Annotated in this window: 19 protein-coding genes; 6 read left to right on the top strand and 13 right to left on the bottom strand. The window is 42.7% G+C overall.

Annotated features, from left to right (window positions below):
* Positions 1-35: 35 nt before the first annotated feature.
* From AB4263_RS03440 to AB4263_RS03420, 5 genes are all read right to left on the bottom strand, one after another.
* A complete protein-coding gene (locus AB4263_RS03440; protein WP_017060071.1) occupies positions 36-287 on the bottom strand; it encodes a hypothetical protein in 252 nt (83 codons plus the stop codon).
* A 21-nt stretch (positions 288-308) separates the two neighbouring features.
* Positions 309-1,214 (bottom strand): DMT family transporter, encoded by a 906-nt coding sequence (locus AB4263_RS03435; RefSeq protein WP_372097515.1) that lies wholly within the window; start codon positions 1,212-1,214, stop codon positions 309-311.
* 48 nt (positions 1,215-1,262) lie between these two features.
* A complete protein-coding gene (locus AB4263_RS03430; RefSeq protein WP_017069657.1) occupies positions 1,263-2,954 on the bottom strand; it encodes an SgrR family transcriptional regulator in 1,692 nt (563 codons plus the stop codon).
* Between the two features lie 154 nt (positions 2,955-3,108).
* Positions 3,109-3,342 (bottom strand): DUF3389 domain-containing protein, encoded by a 234-nt coding sequence (locus tag AB4263_RS03425; protein ID WP_017064605.1) that lies wholly within the window; start codon positions 3,340-3,342, stop codon positions 3,109-3,111.
* Between the two features lie 95 nt (positions 3,343-3,437).
* Positions 3,438-3,863, bottom strand: a complete 426-nt coding sequence (locus AB4263_RS03420) for a hotdog fold thioesterase (RefSeq protein WP_017060067.1) — start codon at positions 3,861-3,863, stop codon at positions 3,438-3,440.
* Positions 3,864-4,002: 139 nt separating this feature from the next.
* Here AB4263_RS03420 and AB4263_RS03415 point away from each other — a divergent pair, with 139 nt between their 5' ends.
* Positions 4,003-4,791 (top strand): M48 family metallopeptidase, encoded by a 789-nt coding sequence (locus AB4263_RS03415; protein WP_017060066.1) that lies wholly within the window; start codon positions 4,003-4,005, stop codon positions 4,789-4,791.
* Positions 4,792-4,927: 136 nt separating this feature from the next.
* On the opposite strand, the gene AB4263_RS03410 is transcribed toward AB4263_RS03415, so the two are convergent.
* Entirely contained in the window at positions 4,928-6,010 is a 1,083-nt protein-coding gene (locus AB4263_RS03410) for a site-2 protease family protein (RefSeq protein ID WP_017060065.1), read from the bottom strand.
* Positions 6,011-6,368: 358 nt separating this feature from the next.
* Here AB4263_RS03410 and AB4263_RS03405 point away from each other — a divergent pair, with 358 nt between their 5' ends.
* The 3 genes from AB4263_RS03405 to AB4263_RS03395 all read left to right on the top strand — a co-directional run bounded on the left by AB4263_RS03405 (position 6,369) and on the right by AB4263_RS03395 (position 10,907).
* The gene (locus AB4263_RS03405) at positions 6,369-7,622 is read left to right on the top strand and encodes an outer membrane protein transport protein (protein WP_372097513.1); all 1,254 of its coding nucleotides are present in this window, start codon (positions 6,369-6,371) and stop codon (positions 7,620-7,622) included.
* Between the two features lie 18 nt (positions 7,623-7,640).
* Entirely contained in the window at positions 7,641-10,121 is a 2,481-nt protein-coding gene (locus AB4263_RS03400) for a VolA/Pla-1 family phospholipase (protein ID WP_372097511.1), read from the top strand.
* Between the two features lie 228 nt (positions 10,122-10,349).
* Positions 10,350-10,907 carry a PhnA domain-containing protein gene (locus AB4263_RS03395; protein ID WP_017060062.1) on the top strand — a complete coding sequence of 186 codons (558 nt, stop codon included), beginning with the start codon at positions 10,350-10,352 and terminating at the stop codon, positions 10,905-10,907.
* An 83-nt stretch (positions 10,908-10,990) separates the two neighbouring features.
* Here AB4263_RS03395 and AB4263_RS03390 read toward each other — a convergent pair whose 3' ends face one another.
* The 7 genes from AB4263_RS03390 to aspT form a co-directional block, all read right to left on the bottom strand.
* Positions 10,991-12,145, bottom strand: coding sequence for a BamA/TamA family outer membrane protein (locus AB4263_RS03390; protein WP_372097510.1), 1,155 nt, complete (start codon positions 12,143-12,145; stop codon positions 10,991-10,993).
* A 261-nt stretch (positions 12,146-12,406) separates the two neighbouring features.
* On the bottom strand, positions 12,407-13,312 hold the full coding sequence (locus tag AB4263_RS03385; RefSeq protein ID WP_016767437.1) for a LysR family transcriptional regulator: 906 nt from the start codon (positions 13,310-13,312) through the stop codon (positions 12,407-12,409).
* Between the two features lie 158 nt (positions 13,313-13,470).
* Entirely contained in the window at positions 13,471-13,896 is a 426-nt protein-coding gene (locus tag AB4263_RS03380; RefSeq protein ID WP_372097509.1) for a hypothetical protein, read from the bottom strand.
* A gap of 17 nt (positions 13,897-13,913) precedes the next feature.
* The gene (locus tag AB4263_RS03375; protein ID WP_372097508.1) at positions 13,914-15,086 is read right to left on the bottom strand and encodes a patatin-like phospholipase family protein; all 1,173 of its coding nucleotides are present in this window, start codon (positions 15,084-15,086) and stop codon (positions 13,914-13,916) included.
* Positions 15,087-15,299: 213 nt separating this feature from the next.
* Positions 15,300-16,157: a pyridoxal kinase PdxY gene (gene pdxY, locus AB4263_RS03370; protein ID WP_372097506.1), complete on the bottom strand. Its 858-nt coding sequence runs from the start codon at positions 16,155-16,157 to the stop codon at positions 15,300-15,302.
* A gap of 206 nt (positions 16,158-16,363) precedes the next feature.
* Positions 16,364-17,962, bottom strand: coding sequence for a bifunctional aspartate transaminase/aspartate 4-decarboxylase (locus AB4263_RS03365; protein WP_372097504.1), 1,599 nt, complete (start codon positions 17,960-17,962; stop codon positions 16,364-16,366).
* A 151-nt stretch (positions 17,963-18,113) separates the two neighbouring features.
* Positions 18,114-19,829: an aspartate-alanine antiporter gene (gene aspT, locus AB4263_RS03360; RefSeq protein ID WP_372097502.1), complete on the bottom strand. Its 1,716-nt coding sequence runs from the start codon at positions 19,827-19,829 to the stop codon at positions 18,114-18,116.
* A gap of 470 nt (positions 19,830-20,299) precedes the next feature.
* On the opposite strand from aspT, the gene AB4263_RS03355 reads away from it, so the two are divergent.
* Both AB4263_RS03355 and AB4263_RS03350 read left to right on the top strand, forming a co-directional pair.
* Positions 20,300-20,512, top strand: a complete 213-nt coding sequence (locus tag AB4263_RS03355) for a DUF1656 domain-containing protein (protein WP_017059802.1) — start codon at positions 20,300-20,302, stop codon at positions 20,510-20,512.
* Positions 20,513-20,522: 10 nt separating this feature from the next.
* Positions 20,523-21,389, top strand: coding sequence for an HlyD family secretion protein (locus tag AB4263_RS03350; RefSeq protein WP_017059803.1), 867 nt, complete (start codon positions 20,523-20,525; stop codon positions 21,387-21,389).
* Positions 21,390-21,398 lie beyond the last annotated feature (9 nt).

The raw sequence follows: 21,398 nt of genomic DNA, 5'->3' as shown, positions 1-21,398 counted from the left end.
CGTTTTAATATGACTGGTCGTTTCATCGTGACAGGTTATTTCATCGTTACCTTGCCACCAACAAACTTGTAGGCTGGCGTACCTCGAACCAAAGTGTCTCGCGCAAATTCAATCCCGCATTCAGGGCACACACATGGTTTTGTCGTGAAATCTTCAACGATACGCTCCTTAAAACATTTCACGAGTGCACCTTTGCCACCTTTCCGATACTTAAAAAGCTGCGTTTTACATTTGGCACAGAAAATCTGAACCGTCTTGGTCGGTTGTTTCTTGTTTGGTTTAGCCATAGAAGTTAATGATTGAACTCTTTATTTCTTAAGTTTAGGGGCGACAAGAACCAAGCTTATCCCTAGAAGTATAACGGTTGATGAGACTATAAATTGCATGGTGACAGGTTCAGATAACAGTAATACACCACCAAGTGTTGCGATAACTGGAACAGAAAGCTGTGCAATAGACGCCACCACGGTATTCAGCTTTTTCACCACGTAATACCACAAACTATAACCCACACCAGAAGCCACAGAGCCCGATATAACCGCGTAAATCAAACCTTGTTCAGTGATAGACACTTGCGTTAACGCATTAGGAATCAAAACTAACAAGCTTAATGCCAAAAGGATAACTAGCGAACTGAATCCAAAGTTAGCGGTGGTCGATTGCAGTGCGTTTGACGATGTCTTTCCTGCCAATGTGTAAATGCCCCACCCAACTCCGGCCAGAGACATCAAGATAATAGAAACTAAATCAGGTGCCTGTGTCGATTCCGTTGGCATTAATAAATAAACAAGCCCTGCTACCGATAACAAACATCCGCCCCATTCAATCAATGACATTCTGTTGCCAGAAAACAAGTGCGCGGCAATCATCGTAAATTGCACCGCGACAAACAACACCAGAGCACCAAGACCTGCGCCAAGCTCTAAGTAAGCAAACGAAAAACCAAACATATACACGAGCAGTGACAATATTGATGTGAGTTGAAACTGTGATTTGAGCTTTGTGTATAGCGATGTGTTACTTGCTAACTCACTTTTAGCTTTAGATTGGGAAGATAAAACTAATAAAATCAAAAGCGTAAGCGCACCAGATAAGATGCGAACGATCGAAAAGCTCAAAGGATCGATCGTTTGATCCATTAAGGCCCAGCGACACAGAACTGAATTAGCAGCAAATGCCACCAGCGTAATAAATGTAACCATCAGAGTTTGCATCGTTTTTCCTAAATGAGTTATTTGGTCCTAATTGAGTTTTCTTGGATTTCAATCAACGTCAGGCTTCACCCAAACTTGGCTAAAGTCGAACCAACCTAATGCATTACATTTCGCGTTTTGCAACGTACCACATTGATCTTTATTGACGCCTAACCAGCAATGGAACATCGGGATCAATTGATTGCTTTGGACTAGTTGTTTACCTAACTGTCTTGCTGGGAATTGCTCGAATTCACCAGAACGCCAACGGTCAATCATGTGACACCATTGGTCGAAGTCTTCTGCCGGGCTAGATTCATCAAGAAAACTGTAGTCCATTAACCAGCCAGCCAAGGCGTCGTCTCTGTTATTGGCGATGCCCATAGGGTTAATCCAAACATCAACATCATCGGCGTGCGGAGGATCGGTTTCGTAACCGTAAAGATCAACATCGACGTTGTATTGCTTCAGCACCGTGACAATCGCCTTTGCAAGCGTTGGGAACATTGGGTGTTGGCATTGATACGCTAATCTTATGGTAGGCTTCGAATCTGCTGGTGGACAAACGGGCACTTTTAACTTTATGTCATACCAACCGGGTTTTATCCCATAAGCGTGTAACACGCCCAAATCGATAACAGTCTCTTTTGGAATATGAACAAACAGATCCGCCGCATTCAACGCGTTAGATAAAAACTGTGCCCATGCGGGATCTTGTGCAATACCCTTCTTTCTATTGAGCAGTAAATACGTGCAACCAGGATCGAGTTCTACTTCATCGCTATCGCCACGGTCGGCCATAACAGGCTTAGATAGGCTTGGGTAAACCATTGAAGAATAAGCCTCATCCACCACCCAAACTTCAACGCGATCAATTAACGGTCTGAAACCAAAGTACCCATTGAAAGCGGTTAACACGAGTTGTTTCTCGTCGTTCTTTTCAATGCGATAAGGTCCCGTTCCAATCGGTCGAATATCGTAGTCTTCACCACGTAAAGTGATCGGTAATGTGACTTTAGCGACCGATTCCGTTAGTGCGAGGGGAAAATACTTGTCTGGACGTGTGAGAAAAACATCTACTACACAATTTGCAGGTGAAGAGACATCTTTGATATGCGAAAACATGTTGAGAGGTTCGAGTGCAAGCAGTGTATCCACAACATGATTGGTTAACAGAGGTTCCCCGTTATGGAAACGAACACCGGGTCTCAAGAAGAATCGCCATTGGTAATCGCTGATTTTTTGCCATGAATGAGCAAGATCGGGTTGAAGTTGGTCATTCTCATCTAGACGAGTCAACCCACTGAATACCTGACAAGCGATATGTTGCTCTGAACGACGCATCGATTTGGTTGGGTTAAGCATTGAAAGCGGCCGGTAATAAGGCAAACGAATAACTTGTTCGCCTTCTTGATACTGTACGCCCAAGTAGTTTTGAATAACTTGCGTGAGTTTGGCAGCATTGTGATCAAGCACTGACAGCGCCTGTCCAATTTTTCCTTCCTGCAAGTAGCGTCTTGCTAAGTTCTCGCTGACATCACAACGATTCTGTTTAAAGATAAGTTGAGATAACTTTCCTCGACCTGCTGCAGGTAACCATTCTACCCACCCTTCTTCTTCAAGCTTGTTGAGTACCATTCGGGCATTACGACGGGTACAACAAAGCACATCCGTGATGTCGTCGAGTTGAACATCAGAATCTTTACCATCGAAGTATTCAAACAGGGTTTCAAATTGAACGCGAAGTCTTGGGCTGCTCATAAAGAGGAAAACTTATTCAAAAGACATTGAATTCAGTTTCCCTATTTTATGGCGTAAAATCAATATTACTGACACGATTTTATTGTGAATTATTGAGTACGACATCCTAAGATGTTATTCAATCTGAAGGGGTAAGTGCTTTTACAGTATAGGATTACATCACATCGCAGCCAATTTCATTGGCGATTTCACGGAGCTGCTGTTCATCGTCTAGTTTTATCGACCATTTACACTCAGAACCGTTAGCTGAAATAACATTTGCCCCTTTTCCGATCAATTGAATTGCATCAACTTGGGCTTGCAGCGTGACTCTATGCTCCCCATCTAAACGAACAACCAATTCATGTGCGGTTGCGATGACTTTTCCACTTTTAAACGTTATGACCATGGGCTTCTCGGGTTACTTCTTTAAATACTGATTGCTTGTTCTAAGTACTGATTACTTCTTCTAAAGACAAAACCAGCGTACGACTGCCTAGTCTGTTATCGCTTATGTTTCTTAACGGCAATGGTTAAACGGCTGGTACAAACTAAGCGTTGACGATCATCAGTGATATTGATCTGCCATACTTGAGTAGAGACGCCCAAGTGAATAGGCTCAGCAGTACCAATGACATGCCCTTCACGCATTGACCTTACGTGGTTCGCATTGATATCGAGCCCAACGCAATAATAGCCTTCTGGTACGCAGAAGTTTGCAGCCAATGAGCCAAGCGTTTCTGCTAGCACAACCGATGCGCCGCCATGAAGCATACCCAGTGGTTGGTGCGTAAAGTGACAAACCGGCATGGTTGCTACCAAAGAATTGTCATTTACTTCGGTGTAAACAATGTTGAGGTGTTCAATTAAGGTATTTTTTGAGGTCGCGTTGAAGGTATCTAGGTCAACGGGCTTTTTCCAAATACTCATATAGGTTCCTTAATTATTGATCTTGTTATCGCGTGCATAGCTTTTTTCTATATTACCGCTGTTAGTTATCTTACAGCCCTTAGCTATTACGCAAGTTGATGTTAACATGCATAAAAACCGAATACACAGAGGATATTGTATGACGTCATGGATGAAGTTTGCCTCGCTTCTCACACTTGCAGGCCTAACCGCGTGTAGCGCTTCTCCGACAGGCAGAAACCAATTGCTGCTTTTTTCAGATAAAGACATGTCTCAGCTTGGAGCACAGTCTTTTGAACAAATGAAAAAAGAACAACCCATCAGCAAAGATGCCAAAACTAACGCTTATGTACAGTGCGTAGCGAACAGCATCACTCAATATATTCCTAAACAAGGTTTTAGTGAATGGGAAGTTGTTGTGTTTGATAGTGATCAAGTGAACGCATTCGCCCTACCTGGCGGAAAAATCGGTGTATACACAGGGTTACTCAAGGTTGCAGTCAATCAAGACCAACTCGCGACGGTTATCGGTCACGAAGTGGCACACGTTTTAGCGGACCACAGTAATGAGCGCCTTTCTCAGTCTCAAATCGCTAATACGGGCTTATCTATTACTAACGTTGCGTTAGGTGCATCAGAATACAAACAGTATCAAGGTATGACGATGGCCGCGTTAGGGTTAGGCGTTCAATATGGCGTTATTCTACCGTATGGGCGAACTCAAGAGTCTGAAGCCGATGTTGTTGGTTTAGAGTATATGGCTCAAGCAGGTTTCGATCCAAACCAAAGTGTCAACTTGTGGCAAAACATGGCGAAAGCATCAGGGGGTAATCAACCGCCAGAGTTGCTTTCTACGCACCCTTCCCACAGTACGCGTATTAAAGATCTACAAGCAACGATAAAAACGCTTCCTCAATCAGGTTCACCAAGACCAAATTGCAAAGCGTAATCTAAGTAAGAATCGCCTAGCTGGTGTAAATACAAAATGCCCTATCCATATTGGTTAGGGCATTTTCAGTTTCTTGCTTGCTAACAGTTCAAGTGCACTAAGCAGCTGGATAATTCCAACAACAGAAACTCACTCGTTAAGTACCAAGAATTTGTAATGGTAGGCTTAATAGCTGATCACCAGTAGATGCAAAATACCAGATAACACCAATCAAACTGCTCACTAAACCTACATACCAAACGAACGACACGACTTGCCCGTATTTGTCTAACGGTAACAAGTGACTGTGATGACGTCCTTTCCATTCAAACAGTATTTCAACACTGCCCATGATCAATAAGAAACCAAACAGGGTTAAATTCAACTGATAACTCAATACCACACCAGCAACGGCAGCCGCGACACAAAGTACAATGCCAAGCACACTGTTCATCGAGAAACTGATACTTTTAAGAACATGTCCGCCATCGAGAGGCAAAATCGGCAATAGATTGAACAGGTTTAATAGAGCATTAAATACTGCAAGGCCGGCAAAGAACATTTCGCCAGTCGCCCAATACAGCACCATAAATACTAACGACAATATCAGGCCGAACAATGGCCCCATGATTGAGATAACCACATCTTGCCAACGCGTATTAATCTTTTCATCGGATAACGCCAAGCCACCAAGAAATGGTATCAAATAGATCCCTTTGGTTTTCATGCCGAAGTATTTCATCGCTCTAATATGACCGTACTCATGGAACATTAAACAGGCGATTAAGGCCAAAGCGAACTGAATTGAAAACAACCATGAATAGGCCGCTAAACTCGCAGAAGCAAGTACGACCTTGATTAGCTTGGCGCTTTTAAGCGCTTTCATACCAAGCGACACCAACCCAATTAAGCTAAAACGCTTCTCTGGTTTAGGAGCGACAACAGGAGTTTGTTGTTCAATATCTTTGGTGTTTCGATTGCCTTCGGTAATGGTTTGCCCATTCACCGACGCTTTATACGTCATCTCAAACGGTTGCCACTGAACGGTCGATTCAACGTGACACTGCAACGTTTCTTCGCCAGCGCGTAGTGTAAATTCGTGTTTTCGGGCGTCTTCTTGGTCTGTGGTCGCATCTAATTGAGATACCAGAGTGTTGTCCCAATACAACTGTTGCCACCCTGCCATTGACCCCTCTAAACGAAGCGGTTTACCAAGAAACTCTATCGCGAGTAATTCCAAACTTAAAATTCCAATTTAATGACTTCTAACGAGTGTCGATATTATGCCGATTTAGCGAATGGTGGTAAACAGAAACAAAGTTGTTACATATTGAGCTATTGAACACTATTTATACCGCAACGATGCATAAACACTCTGGTCACACCTCCAACCACGAATAAATTATTGATTATACTTATATTATCGATGTTAAAGTGCCGCCCCTTTAAAACATAACCTCACAAAATAACAACTCTTTCTTTGACTTTATATAAAACATGAATTTAACATGCCATTTACATTAGAGCTTCAACACCAAAAATGCTCAGTGTGTTTTCAAACCATAATAACGAAATTCGATGCCCTAGGAGGGTCAAGGATGAAAACAATACAACGCTCTCTCGTTTCACTTTCAGTACTATTTGCATGTAACTCACTTGCGGCTGGTTTCCAAGTTGCTGAGCATTCTGCCTCAGGTCTTGGTCGTGCCTTTTCAGGTGAAGGTGCAGTAGCTGATAACGCGAGTGTACTAGCGAGAAACCCCGCCGCAATGACCCTATTTGATACAGCCCAATTTTCAGGCGCGGTTTCTATCGTTGATCCCGAGGTAGACGTTACTCAAACCAAAATCAATGACAACGACTTCAACCAAAAATCATCAGATGTAGCTCCTTTACAAATTGTCCCTGCTGCTTATTACATTAGTCCTATCAACGACAAATGGGCTTGGGGAATTGGCATGTTCACGACTTACGGAGTAGCCACTGATTACCCAGATGATATTTATGCTGGTGATTTGGCAGGTGACACATCACTAATTTCAGTCAACTTAAATCCAAATATCGCGTACAGAGTTAACGATAGTTTTAGTGTTGGAGCTGGAGTTAACTTTGTTTATGCAGAGGCCGAGCTCAACAGACACAAAGGCAGCCTTCCTGTTGGTGGCTCACCAAGTGACAAACTAATCTCGATGACTGGTGAGACTTTTGCTTTTAGTTGGAATGTAGGTGCGTTATATGAACTGAACGAGTACAACCGTTTTGGGTTTGGTTACCGCTCATCCGTTGAACTCGACTTTGATGACGGTGAGTTCACTGATTACACAGGTCTAAAAATGGAAAACGGCGCTCCTGGTAAAACCACAGGGCGTCTAGAAATTGAACTGCCCGATATCTTCGAATTATCTGCTTTTCATCAACTTAACGATGCTTGGGCAATACACTATGGTTGGCAGTTAACTAAGTGGAGTAAGTTCAAAGAGTTAAAAGCCACTAGTTCAGATTGTAAAAACAATGAATGTTTCTTAAAAACCGAACATTACGAAGACAATCAGAGATGGTCTGTAGGTGCTACTTACACGGTTAACCAAAACTGGACTTTACGTGCAGGTTTGGCATATGACGAACAAGCAGGTGAAGCAACGTTAAGTATCCCAGACAGCGATCGGATGTGGTATTCAGCGGGTTTAACTTACGCAGTTTCTGAAAACATGACTGTCGATGCTGCATTTGCTCTCGTGCAAAGTAAAAGTGGTTCATTCACAGAAACTGATGCTGCCGATGACAAGTTAACATTTGATGCTGAAGGCGCTGCTTACCTTTCTGCGATCCAACTAAACTATACCTTCAACTAACCGTACGGGAACAATTACATGAACAACAAATTTTCTTTATCTCTCGTATGCTCGGCATTACTAATTGCTGGATGTGGTGATAATAGTGAAAGCTCAGGATCTATCTATTCTGATGCTATCGAACAATCCTTGGAACGAAGCTCAAAAGTCAGCTTTACACTCCTAGGCCCTGAAGCAGATATTCCTCTCCCGTCTTTTTTTCTATTCGATACCAACGATCACACGTTAAACATTCCGTTAGATGCAAATTCAACGGGTTTATTGAATGATCCAAAAGTAGCCATGGGGGAAGCTGATGGTTGGAGTACTATCATGCCGTTCACTGTTAATGTGAATCTTCCAAGTGATAGAACGCTGAAGAACGATGTCGTAATGAATGGGGCGACACCGTTTAGCGAACACTTAAATGCTGGCGTAAAAGTCGCTAAAGTGGATGTTGATCTGAGTACAGGGGTTATGTCTAACTTTACTGAGCTAACAGCTGGTGTTGACTACTTAGTGGTATCCAGCGACTTCAAAACCATTAATATTTTGCCTCTTAAGGGGTTAGACCCTAGCTCTGACTACATCTACGCATTAACTGACTCAATTGTTGATAGTGCAGATGAACCACTTGGAACATCAAGCTCTTACGCATCTTTAAAAACGACAGATATTGACCAAGCAGGCTCGCTCGATTTACCACAGAAAATCATCCATCAAGTTGAAGCGTTGTTCGCTGGCTATGGTTCTGTATCAAGCTCAGATGAAATCATATACTCATCTTGGTTTACTACTGCGTCGGCAGGTAACGTTATGAACGGGACCAAAGCTGCAATTGCACAAACAGTTAGCCCCGCAGTTACCCCGTCTGATATATGGAAGAACCTAGCGAATCCAAATAGTATTTCGGAAGCTGATCTCGACAAGCTGTATACATTTACAGTTGATGGAACGAAACAGGATTTTGCTACAGCTGTACAAGCTGACGCGATGTTTAAGAGTGCATTTGGTGACGATGCTGCAACACAATTAGCTGCGGGTTATAACACTAACTTTTCAACACCAGCAGCAGCTTCTATTCAAGTGTATCGAGGAACAGTTGAATTACCGTACTTCCTGTCAGATTCGTTAACTAACAATGCGTGGAAAACAACGCCTTGGCGCAGTGCGATGCCTAGTGTTTTAACTATCTTGAATGTACTCAGCTCAGGAAGTGACTCGGACAAAACAGCCATCGCTACACAGCTGGCAGGTATCGGGATTACTGAACCTGCGACTCAACTATATCAAGCAGAGTACCAACAATTACTCATTGGAGAAAAGTTAACTCTTGCGAGTGGAGAGCAATTGGATAGCTCTAGGGTTATGACTAAATACAGCGCAGTACCGCAAATTCGCTCAGTAAAGTCAGTACCGTTCATTATGTTTGTCCCTGAAGGAACATTGATCGGTAACGATTTGCCAATTCTTCAATATCAACACGGTATCACTAACTTGAAGGAGAGTGCTTATGCATTTGCAATTCAACATATTGCTGGAGGTTTAAGTAGCAAGCCCTACGCTATCATCGCAATCGACCAACCGCTTCATGGTCAACGAGCACTAAGTGCAGATATTGTTACGACACCAACAACACCTACTGTATACATGAATCTTGAGTATTTACCTGTTGCACGAGATAACATCCGTCAGAGCGCCATTGATGGTCTTGGAGTTCGTTTTGCGTTAAATTCTGCTACTGATGCAGCATTTAGTAGCCTCGACAAAACGAATGTGTCTCTATTTGGGCATTCTATCGGGGCGATTACAGGTATCAGCTCTTATACCGTTGGTAACAGTTCGTTGAACCCTGCTATTGATTCTATGTTTAGTTATACAAGTGCAACACTTGCTAACCCAGGTGGTGGCATTGCCCCTTTCTTGCTTAAGTCAGGCTCGTTTTCTCCTGAGATTAAGCACACCGTGAGCCTATCAAGTGTAACCGAGTACCAAGCACATTATGTAAGTAACTGTGTGCCAGTCAGTAAGTCAGGCGGTGATTGCTTTAATGAATACTACACAGCCCTAAGTAATGATAGTGCTTCAGCTTCAGACAAAGCAGTCAAAGCGACAATCGACTCGATCCTTACTTCATTCACTTATGCTGCGCAAACAGTTCTAGATAACGTTGACCCATATAATATTGCATCTACAACTACGGGACCTGTGCTTGGTATTCAAGCGAATGGTGACGAAACGATACCAAACTCGGTCGCTGAGTTTCCAACAGCAGGTACCGAACCCCTGTTTAAAAAGTTATCCTTGGTTAATACTGCACTGGACTCTTCGGGAGACAAGCTGGCTTCGTATTTTGACAAAGCATCTTCAGAAGCAGACCACTCCACTGTAATTTCTCAGCAAAATGCTGGTGATGCAGCAGCCAACGCAGAAATGACCTCACAAATTGTACAATTTACCTTGTCGCAAGGTACTGGCATTGCAAGCGTAACCGCTGGCTTGTTAGATGCGAGTAAGTAAGCGCATGAGCAAAATTTAATTTAACCAAATGCCAGCCTAACCGCTGGCATTTTTGTATCTGTCGTTCGAACAAGTCCCCTAGTTGACCGTTTGCATAAAACTTTAAAACACAAATGGTTGATCTCAGCTAAAATTAATCAAGACAGAATACCGTACGACCTCTTTCTTTATTGTAAATAAAGTGGATAATAGCCCCGTAATTTAATACCTAATAAATGTGAGTCCATTATGTCTTCTGAAGCTACTATGCTAGAACGCTGCCAATCTAAATGTGAACTATGTGGTTCTGATTCTTCTCTTACTGCATACGCAGTGCCGCCACACAGCCACGTAACAGTGGATCACGGCATCATGGTATGTGACAAATGTCTTGGTGAGATTGACGATCCTAAAGATATCAACCACTGGCGTTGTCTGACTGACAGCATGTGGAGCCAGGAAGCGCCAGTTCAAGTAACGGCATGGCGTCAACTTACTCGTCTGAACACAGAAAGCTGGGCTCAGGACGCGCTAGACATGATGTACCTTGAAGAAGAAACATCAGTTTGGGCACAAATCGGCATGTCTGCTGATGACAAGCCTCTTGATGTGAATGGCGTTGAACTTAAGAAAGGTGACGACGTAACAGTAATCAAAGACCTGCCAATCAAAGGTACTAACCAAGTGATTAAGCAAGGTACTGTTATTCGTGGTATCAGCGTTGGTGACGATCCTAAGCTTGTTTCTGGTAAAACAAACGGCGGTCAATCAATGTACGTAATCGCTGAGTTCTGCCGTAAGAAGTAATCTTACTGTAAGAAAGTGATAGAAAACGAAAAGGCGCTAATTAGCGCCTTTTTTCTTGGAAAAATTTAACCTATTCCGTTGTTCTAGAAACCACTGCCTACGTTAAAGTAGATAGCGCGTTCTTCATGGCTTTGCGCATAATCCATCCCAAGGTGCAAACCGTAACGTCTCGCGATTTGGTATCGAAAGCCGACACCTCCGGCATTGACGGTACTGTCGTGGCTTATGCCGTTATCTTGCTTTGCAACCCCTGAACCGTAAAACCCAGACACCTTCCAACGATGAGTGATGCTATACGTCAATTGGCCTTGAATTGTTTCAATCTCATCTCCTTGGTACCGATAAGATGACACCCCGCGTAACGACACGTACGGTTTCGCTGTGGGTGATACAAACAGGTCTTGCTGTTCGAAGCTTTGATAATTTGCAGCCAAGCCTAACGTCCATTTATTGGCAATTGGGATATAGGCTTCGCCATCTATGTTCAAATTTCGGTAATTGTAATCACTGCCAATCGCATCGTCGTACACCATGTAATCTGCAGACAATTTGTAACCTTTGGTTGGATAAAATAAATTATCTCTTGTGTCATATTCAGCCTCCAACCCTAAACCAGAAGTAACCGATTCGTTACCCAAAATTCGGTCTAAAACCATGTTATCAAATTCAATCTCAGACTTAGCTAATAACTGCTTTATTCCCAACATCCAAGGCGTATGCCCAATCCGGAACTGCACCTTTTGTGAAAGTACGGCTACCGAAGTTGACGTGCCTATTCTAAGGTCATGATCTATGGGGCCCCAGTTGATTGATGTGTACAAATCCAAATTCGCAACACCAAAGCCGCCGCCTCCTATGTAACGAATGGAATCATTCATCCAAGATCGTCTATGGCCACCAAATACAAACCAAGTTTCGTTCTCTGTCCCTACTGCGCCCACTACTGACATTGCTGAGGGTACTAACTGCGCACCACCATCAATAGCCTTTAACGCTGCTTCTTTACGGATTCGTTTTTCTTCTTCGCCCTCGTGTAAAAACAACCCAGCAACACCACCACCATAACCAACCGCTGGCTCGGTAATTAGTATAGGTATAGGTAAAAACCCCGTTGCATTTTCTGCAATGTGATGTCCCATATCAAATTGATTATCAACAGGATCATAAAACGATGCAAAGGAAGGTGTTATCGTAAGCAAAGAGTAAGAAAAAAGAGCAAAGCCGCCGCAGCGATTCATAAGATTGGCCTCAATAAAAAAGGCCGGGTAATAAAACCCGGCCGAAAGTTTGCTTCCTTGCAATAAACATAGAAATTAAACACTTATTGCCAATAAAGGGGTCCTTAATCGACAAGGTTAGAATAGGTCAAACTGTGGTATTGCCCTACTCTCATATGGAGGATCTAGCCCTACAAAATCAAATCATTCTAAAGATGACAAATACGAAAAAGGCTCATATAAATGAGCCTCTGTGAACAAGTAAACTGTGTTATTGGTTCATTAATCTCGCTTTAGCAATCGCTCTACGTTTTCTTTGATAACTGATAATACTGATGACTTAACTTCGCTAATTTGTTTAGAATGAGGGCACCATAGTGCAAAGCCAAATTTAAATCCTTGTTCCATTTCAGACGATTGTATAGGTTCGATGTCGTAATGCGAAAATTCAGAATGAGCGAACGTTTTTGGTAGAAGTGCCCATCCTAGACCTGCTTCAACCATTTTGATAACTAGCGCTAATTGGTCGACTTCTTCATTGTCAGAACTAACGGTTATTTTTTCGGACATTCCTTCTTCAATGAAGGATTTTAAGACAAACTGCTTCGCATTTCTTAGCGCTAAAAGTACATCTTCTTTTGCCAAAGATGAAAACTCACCATTTTTTTGAACGAAAGGAAAAAATTCTATATGGCCTAAAAAGGTGGCATCAAAACTGTGTATTCCACGACTGTCATGCACGTTGACCAATCCAAAATGATACTCACCGCTCTGAAGGCCTTGCTTAATGTCTTTTTTATTTCGTACAAGAAAATTCACTCGCATCATCGGGAAATCACGACGCAACTTCTTTCGAATATCCACAAGGATTTGATGAGGTATCACACTTGAATAAGCAAAAGTAATGTTTTCCAAACCGCCATAAGACAAGCTCAAGGCTACCTTGTCGAAAGTGCGTGCCTGTTCAATCGTTTGCTTAGCGTAGTGGTAAAGATGATGACCATCTTCTGTCGGCTTTACAGAGCGTCCAACCCTTTCAAATAGGCTTACCGCGAGTTGGTCTTCAAGGTTAGTTATAACCTGCCCGATTGTCGTTCTGTGCTTGTTAAGCTTGACTGCTGCCTTGCTGAAAGAGAGTTGGTCATAAACGGTAACGAACGCGAGAAGTTGTTCAATGCTGAAATTCATGTTGTTGTGCTTACTTTTAATCGTTATGTATTTAAATTATCACAGGTTGGCGAAATATCTACTTTGTCAGAATAATATTAGTGAAAATAATTCGTCAATTTGAAACAAAAAAACCTACTTAAGCTAGTAGGTTTTATCGTTGATGTCAAACGAATAACTTAAATGTATTCGATAATTCGAGCTAGATAGTTAAAGTCCCCAGAATCACCGTGGTAATTACGGTAAACATCGACACTGAAATATCTAGGTTGGTCCACTTGAATATGCTCAGCAATTCTCTGCTCGATGGATTCTAGAGTTTCACCTGTTTGCGAGTAAATGTATTTCTTGGTGGTCTTTTGAAGCTGGCGTTCTTTAGCTTCTTTGTGTGTGACGTAATTGTTCACGTCAACCCACTGACCAATGTAGTCAATCTCCACGTAGTCTGAATTTTCTTCAACCATGAACAACGCCGCTTGTTGTTGAACGTCGGCCAGTTGTAGCATGTCGTTATCGACTTTTTGCTGTTCCATTGAGGTCACATTTTGTGCCATGGCAGCGCTAGACGTTGCCATGATAAGTAGCGCTAAAACTGTTTTATTCATTTTACGATATCCCTAAATTAAGGTAATTCTGTTACCCAAGGTTTGCCCTGAGTTGCTTTGTGATAACCATATTCGTATATGGTTAATAAATAGTGTTCATCAAACATGTCTTTGGTTCGTTTGGCGTAACCAAAGTCGTGCTCGATGTAAGTAAATTGCATATCAATGTTGTTGATTTCACAGATGTATTTCATTCGATATAAATCACCACGTGTTTGAGCAAGAGTCAGGCTTGATACGCTCTTTGCTACTAAATCTAGACCCTTATCTCTCAGCGAGTGGTACGGCGCTTTCAGTGCTCCATTTCGAATAACATCGAGCTGTGGTGGTTTTTCTAACCCAAGAGCATCTGAGATCTGCTGATAGTCGAAGTTAGATGGATTGAAAAATACTTGAGCGGCTAAACCACCATCGACGTGAAGTTCTTCATAACTTTTACCTTCGTACTTCACATTGATAAACTGCGGTGGGAAGACTCCAGGAATAGAAGCACTTGCTGCTAAAACCTTATATATAAGTTCAGACTTATCTGGCATGTCACTATTTGCAATTGCGCCCACATTCCAAATGACAAGCTCTCCAGAATCAAAGTGTGTGCTACCAATAAACAAACGCTTACCGTTGCGGTGTCGCGCAGCAATTTGCTCGATCATCGGTTCAGGGAACGCCTGAGCGATAAATTGATTCAAGTTTTTACCGTCAGTAAAAGCATCTTTAAACACGGTGTTTAAAAAGTTCTTTTTGCCGAGCACTGATTTGTCATTGATGTTTAACATCACCTCCTTCATCTTCGGAAATGCATCTCCGCCGATGAATACAAATGGTGCCATTAGCGCTCCTGCACTGATGCCAGTAACTATTGAGTAGTCTTTCAATTGGCCAGATTCTTCCAGCCCTATCAAAATACCGGCTCCAAAGGCTCCGTTCGCGCCGCCTCCTGACAAAGCTAAGATATTTAGTTGCTCACCTGACACTTTAATTGGCGTTGTTTGATCGATTGGAGAGTATAAGAAGTCTGGGGTCTCACTCGCCCACATACGCAATGGCTCTTTTACTGATATCGCTTCTTCTACAACCACTTCTTTGTAATTGTCTTTGTGTACGCGTACATCCAACGTGTGGGGTGAGCTACATGCCACTACAAGTAATGACAAAGCAACGGTAAAACCCGAGGAAATTAGACGGTTCATAATTAGGCTCATTTAATGTTATCTAAAATGATTCAGAGACTCTGTTTAATCAAAAGAACAGCTATAAACAGAGAAGTTAATAAATAGGGATAAAGTGAAGTCCGTCTCTTTCTGGGAGTAATATAGCTAGGTTTAGTCTTAGCTCGTAATCTCGTTTGTAGGATGCGACCCATCGAATAGGTACACCCTCCACCACTATCGGAGTTAAACGCTCTACCCGATTTTGACCACGTTGAAATCGTGGGTAGGCTCTACAAATTCATATTGTGCATTGATTGTTTGTAGCTCCCAAGTGCCATAGCTTTTAGTTAGCTCCAACACACCATAGACCGCGTTATTTGCATGTCGGAATGCAGCTACGGGAGACATTCTCTTTATTAACCCTGCGGTAAACAGGCCAGAGATAAGGTCACCGACACCAACCGGTTGTTGAGCAAATTCAATGTTCGGTCGTTGGGCTAAATAACATGCCTTTTTCGTTGCTAAAATCATACTGAACGCGTCATCGGGTAATGAGTGAAGATGCTTCACGAGCACCATCTTTGGACCAAGCTCCAATGCTTTCTTACATGCTGTAACCGCGTCATAAAGGGAGAGGATTTTAATGCCGGTCAATTCACTTAGTTCAAATTGGTTTGGCACTATAACATCGGCTATAGGAAGCAAGTGTTTAGTAATGGCGGTTCTAACGCCATCCTCAACGATACAACCTTTATCTGGGTCACCCATTACAGGGTCACAAACATAGAGTGCACTGTGGTTCTTTTCTTTAACTAAATTAACCGACTCGGCAACCGCTTTACATTGGTCTGCGCTTCCCTGATAACCCGATAGGATCGCACAACAGTCTTTCAGTACGTTGATGTTGTCTAAGCCTCGAATCAAGTTTCGAATATCATCTGAGCCGAATGTTTGCCCGGTCCAACCTTGTTGATATTGAGTGTGATTAGAGAACTGAACAGTGTGGATTGGCCACACATCGAGTCCCATTCTTTGGATTGGAAAAACCGCAGAACTGTTTCCTGCATGCCCGTAAACCACGTGAGATTGAATAGAAATAATGCTTTTCATGCGTCGCTCTTTCAGTTTGAAATGGATTTGAATACTTGGATAAGACGACTAAATAAACACAACGGAACATCAAGATAGGAAGTTTTATCGATCTAACCACTGTGCTTATTTGGTCGGAATAGCCTCGACATCGCCGAGGCTTATTCTTAATGAGTTGGACGTCATCGGCTTTAAATCATGTATTTGATTCTAAGCCAGACTTGAACTTATGCGTCTTGAAACTCAGCGAAGTACTCATCCAATACAGTGCGTGTTTCACGGCCGATTAGCTCGTACTCGTGGTGAGTAAGGTTCGCTAGTGATACACGTACTGATGCGTGTACTGTGTCGAAACCTTTACCAGGTAGTAAGATTACGCCGGTTTCGTGAGCAAGACGGAATAGGAAGTCTTTACCTTTCTCGTTAGCTTTGAACCAGTCGACAAACTCTTGACCGTAAAGTTTGCCACCTAGCGTGTCTAGCTCTAGTAGTGTGTAGTAATCCACACGGTCTTTGTTCTCTTCGATTGCTACACCCATGTTTTTGTAAAGCGTTGTGTAGCGCTCACGGATGATGCGTTTACAAGCGGCTTTGTAGCGACCTTCTGAGTCCATTAGACAAGTTAATGCAAACATCGCCATTTGTACTTGTTGTGGTAGAGACAGACCTGCAGTATGGTTCAAGGCTACGCTGCGGCTATCAGCAACGATACGGTCGATGAATTTGATGTCACGTGGCTCTGGAGTTAGCGTTTTGTAACGGTCGTCCAATTGGCACTGTGTCACTTCACTGAATGAGCGAAGTGTATCGTCGAACACGTTCTCATCGTGAATACCGATAGTGCCTAGACGCCAGCCTGTTGCACCGAAGTATTTAGAGAATGAGTAAACACATAGTGTGTTATACGGTAGTTTTGCGAACAGAGAAACGAACTCATCTGCGAATGTGCCGTACACGTCATCTGTGATGATGAATAGGTCTTTACGCTGCTCGTTGACGAAGTTTGCTAGGTTATCCAGTGTTTCATCAGAGAATTTAACTGATGCTGGGTTTGCTGGGTTAACAACACAAAGCAGTTTGATGTCTGTATCTGCCAGTTTTTCGATTTCAGACATTGGTAGCTGCCAAGTGGTCTCATCAAGGCGTAGCTCAACGATCTCTAGTTCGTACTCAGAAAGCTCTGGGATTTCTAGGTAAGGGGTAAAGATTGGCGTGATTAGCGCAACTTTGTCACCTTTTTTCAATAGACCATTGTTGAACATGGTTGCGAACGTGTACGTCATTGACGCAGTGCCGCCTTCTGTTGCGAACAGGTCAAAGTTAGTCGTCATTGGCATTGGGCCGTACATCTCTTCTGCGATGTATTGTTTAACCACTTTCTCGATGTTCACTAGCATACGTGGTGGCACTGGGTAGTTACACGCAAGGTAAGCCAGTACAAGCTCGTTTAGGAACGCTTGTTTTTCGATGCCTAGACGGTCTTTTGCGTAGCTTAGTGCACGACGTAGGAAATCAACGCCTTTGTCTGTTGCATATTGGCTTGCGAACGTGTCGAAACGCTCAACGATGCCGACGCCATCAGGGATACCACCGAAATCACCACCTAGGTAAGCGTAGTTACGCTCTGCTTCTGCTACCGCAAACTCACCAAGACGGATGAATGCTTTACGAGGTAGCGTTGCTAGGAAGTTAGGGTTACCACGACCTGCATCAAGAAGTGCACGGTCTGGCACTGCTTGCGCCACTTCAATTAATTTGTCTTTTAATTCAAATGGGCTTAAATCAGCGAATTTTGAAAAGTCGATATTTGTATTTTGTGTAGTCATAATATTTACCTAATAATTTAATATTAAACACTTGTAATTAAATAAAGTGTTTTACTTAAGCGTGATTATTCAGGCCTACCCTATTTTTGATTGGGTAGGTCTGTTAATAAGTTGATGATTTTTTAAATCTATAATGAGTTGTAGGTTTTAATTACATACCCGCATTAACGGTAATAATGCCGACGATAATTGGGCCCCATAGAGTCAGTAACACGTTGGCTACGGCGTAAGTCACAGTAAAAGAGAATACTGGCGTTGCGTTGCCTGTTTTTTCCATCAATGCAGCGAACGCTGGGTTTGCACTTCGACCACCGGTTACACAACCTAAAGCTTCTACCGGATTCTTTATCTTCAATACAAAGTACGAGAAGAAGAATGAAATAATCTGTGGAATGATGGTTACCGCAACACCCAAGAATAGTAGGCTCATACCGTGTTCTTTGATGGTGTCTACCGCTTGAGGGCCAGCCTCAAGACCAACGATACCCACGAATGCTGCTAGACCGAAGTCGCGAATAAAGCTTGCTGCTGATTCTGGGAATTGCGCCACATGTGGGTTACGGCTGCGTAACCAACCAACAATCAGACCTGACACTAGACAGCCTGCACCAGAGCCGATAGTGACCGGAATACCTGCAATTTTGAAGTTGATTAGGCCAATCAAAAGACCCAATACCATACCCATGCCTAGTACAATGAAGTCAGTCATTGTTGCTGAGTTCATTGGCTTACCGATTGTACCTTGAACACGATTAATATCGCTTGGTGAGCCAGTTAATTGAATAACATCATTTTTCTTAACAACAAGGTCAGCGTGAACTGGGATTGATACACCTTCGCGAAGGTAGTCAGTCACATAAACACCACGGTAAGTGCCTTTGTTCGCTTCTGATTTGATTTGACCTAGTGTACGGCCAATCAGTTGTTTGTTGTCTGCGATAAGCTGACGGTTCTCTTCAATGACTTCGTACTCTTCTGGAAGCACAACTTCAGAGCCAACAGAGTCACCTTTCAACTGACCAATGGCTTTACGAGTACCTGTGATAACCAGAACATCGCCTTGTTGAAGCTTAGTAAATTTGTCTGCTTCAATCGCTTTGCCATCACGCTCGATAACTTCGATGCATGCGTCTATTGAATCTTGATTGATTTGGGCTAGTGTCAAACCATTCACTTTGCTCTCTGCTTTGATTTCAAAAGCGCGAGTCTCAAGTTTTGTCATCGCATTGAATTCACCAGCACCAAGCTCTGCATTACCATCTGAGTTCGCTTCTGCCATTTTGATTGCTTCAGAGCGAATGTCCCACTTCATCAACGTTGGGAATACCCAAGTCACCATCAAGATTGGACCTAATGAACCAAAGATGTATGTTACAGCGTAACCTACAGCAACGTTAGTTTGCATCAGATGTTTGGCTTCTTCAGACACACCACCCAAACGGGCGATCGCATCGCCTGCAGTACCAATGATCGCAGACTGAGTTAAACCACCGGCAGCTAGGCCCGCAGCAGTACCTCTATCTAAGTCAAACAACCACGCAGCGGCAAGTACACACAATAAGCCTGAAACCGTCATAACAACCGCAGACAACAGAATGTTGATGGTTCTAAAGTTAAGCGCTTTAAAGAATTGTGCGCCGCCTTGATAACCCACAGCATAAATAAAGAGCGCAAAGAAAATACTTTTTACGCCGGGATCAATCTGAACACCAAATTGCCCAATAATTACGCCCATTAATAATGTTCCGGCCACACCGCCTAAAACAAATCGGCCGATAGTAATTTTACCAACCATATAACCCAATGAGAGTGTAATAAATAGTGCGACAAATGGTGCCATGTCAAACAGATTAGAAATAATGTCCATGACAAATTTACTCTTGTTACTAAATATAAGGAGTAAATAATCTAACGAATAACTTAATAATGATATTTGTTGGATTATTCAAAATAAATAAAGCATCTCGTTGCTTCGAACCGAATATTAAGAACAAAAGGTTTTATTATGTAATCCCATTTGATGGATCAAATCATCACTTTAACTGTTCGCATAGTTTTTGAAGTGCAATTTACATCTTAAGTGATTGTTTTAAATAGATTTATCTTAAACCGGAAAAAGTAGATGATTTTCGAAATCAATTTCAATTAAGTGTTTCCACTTCAAGAACGACAACCTCCTACCGTTGTTTTACTGGCTTACGGCTCTCAACAAAGAGGCAGTTGGCATAATCACCGAATAAAGTTGGATTTTGATGGGTACGATCCTCTATAAGCGATTATCACAATAAATCGAACTCCGTTATCGTTGCATTCATCAAACAAATAGAGAACAGAACCATGAATACCATGCCGCATGAGCTTGTGTGGGATGAAGTCTACTTCCCACCGCTGTTATTGGTTATCGCACTGGCTTACATACTGACAATGCTAACAGGGTCAATCGCGACACGGTTTGGCCTTCATAAGTACGTCGCCTTTCCTGCAATAGCAGAACTGAGCTTGATCGTGATTTTTACTGGCGCTATCGGCCATTTTATTACCATTTTTTGAGGCACTTACTGTGATCAAACGTTATCTCATCACACTTTTATTATTGGCTGCTGCGGGAACTGTGGTTTATAGCTATTACCAGTCGTACTCAAGTAACCCATGGACCAGAGACGGACAAGTCAGCGCTTATATCGTCTCGATTACACCTCGAGTCACGGGTCAAGTCATTGAAGTGCATGTCGAAGACAACTCGAAGGTAAAAAAAGGCGATCTTCTTTTTGAGATCGATCCGAGTATTTACAAGGCGACCTACAGAAAAGCACTTGCGACTCAAAAACAAGCATTTGCCCTACTCGCCAAAGCCAAAAACGAAGAGCAACGCGCGTTGAATTTAGAGAAAAGAACGCCCGGTGCCGTGCCCGTGCTGACACTAAACAACTTGAACAACGCGGTAGAAACCAGCGCCGCAAATGTCGAACTGGCAAAAGCGAACGTAGAAGAAGCACATCTCAACCTTGAGTACACCAAGGTATATGCGCCTACTAACGGCTATATCACCAATCTGAACCTACGTGTTGGCTCTCAAGTTGTCGCGAATTCACCTGTGGTTGCGCTAATTGATGAAGATAGCTTCTGGATTGAAGGTTATTTCAAAGAGACTGATTTAGTCGGTGTCGATGCTCAGGACACTGCTTATGTGACCTTAATGATGCACAACAATGTTCAGCTAGAAGGACATATCAAAAGTATTGGTTTTGGTATCGCGAAGCAAGACGGCAGCACAGGTAATGATTTATTGCCAAACGTGAATCCAAACTTCCAATGGATACGCCTAGCTCAACGCATCCCTATCAAAGTGAAGTTAGACAAAATACCAGAAGACGTACAACTGCGTGTTGGTATGACTGCCTCGATCAAAATAATCAAAAATAGCTAGGTGATTCTT

This window comes from Vibrio sp. 10N.261.55.C5, from assembly GCF_041470505.1.
GTDB classification, from domain to species: domain Bacteria; phylum Pseudomonadota; class Gammaproteobacteria; order Enterobacterales; family Vibrionaceae; genus Vibrio; species Vibrio crassostreae_C.
This window is presented reverse-complemented; position numbering and strand designations above follow the sequence as displayed.

Excerpts from the sequence above, each read along its gene's own strand:
- AB4263_RS03440 (WP_017060071.1), bottom strand. The coding sequence starts at position 287 with ATGGCTAAACCAAACAAGAAACAACCGACCAAGACGGTTCAGATTTTC.
- AB4263_RS03435 (WP_372097515.1), bottom strand. The coding sequence starts at position 1,214 with ATGCAAACTCTGATGGTTACATTTATTACGCTGGTGGCATTTGCTGCT.
- AB4263_RS03430 (WP_017069657.1), bottom strand. The coding sequence starts at position 2,954 with ATGAGCAGCCCAAGACTTCGCGTTCAATTTGAAACCCTGTTTGAATAC.
- AB4263_RS03425 (WP_017064605.1), bottom strand. The coding sequence starts at position 3,342 with ATGGTCATAACGTTTAAAAGTGGAAAAGTCATCGCAACCGCACATGAA.
- AB4263_RS03420 (WP_017060067.1), bottom strand. The coding sequence starts at position 3,863 with ATGAGTATTTGGAAAAAGCCCGTTGACCTAGATACCTTCAACGCGACC.
- AB4263_RS03415 (WP_017060066.1), top strand. The coding sequence starts at position 4,003 with ATGACGTCATGGATGAAGTTTGCCTCGCTTCTCACACTTGCAGGCCTA.
- AB4263_RS03405 (WP_372097513.1), top strand. The coding sequence starts at position 6,369 with ATGAAAACAATACAACGCTCTCTCGTTTCACTTTCAGTACTATTTGCA.
- AB4263_RS03400 (WP_372097511.1), top strand. The coding sequence starts at position 7,641 with ATGAACAACAAATTTTCTTTATCTCTCGTATGCTCGGCATTACTAATT.
- AB4263_RS03395 (WP_017060062.1), top strand. The coding sequence starts at position 10,350 with ATGTCTTCTGAAGCTACTATGCTAGAACGCTGCCAATCTAAATGTGAA.
- AB4263_RS03390 (WP_372097510.1), bottom strand. The coding sequence starts at position 12,145 with ATGAATCGCTGCGGCGGCTTTGCTCTTTTTTCTTACTCTTTGCTTACG.
- AB4263_RS03385 (WP_016767437.1), bottom strand. The coding sequence starts at position 13,312 with ATGAATTTCAGCATTGAACAACTTCTCGCGTTCGTTACCGTTTATGAC.
- AB4263_RS03380 (WP_372097509.1), bottom strand. The coding sequence starts at position 13,896 with ATGAATAAAACAGTTTTAGCGCTACTTATCATGGCAACGTCTAGCGCT.
- AB4263_RS03375 (WP_372097508.1), bottom strand. The coding sequence starts at position 15,086 with ATGAACCGTCTAATTTCCTCGGGTTTTACCGTTGCTTTGTCATTACTT.
- pdxY (WP_372097506.1), bottom strand. The coding sequence starts at position 16,157 with ATGAAAAGCATTATTTCTATTCAATCTCACGTGGTTTACGGGCATGCA.
- AB4263_RS03365 (WP_372097504.1), bottom strand. The coding sequence starts at position 17,962 with ATGACTACACAAAATACAAATATCGACTTTTCAAAATTCGCTGATTTA.
- aspT (WP_372097502.1), bottom strand. The coding sequence starts at position 19,829 with ATGGACATTATTTCTAATCTGTTTGACATGGCACCATTTGTCGCACTA.
- AB4263_RS03355 (WP_017059802.1), top strand. The coding sequence starts at position 20,300 with ATGAATACCATGCCGCATGAGCTTGTGTGGGATGAAGTCTACTTCCCA.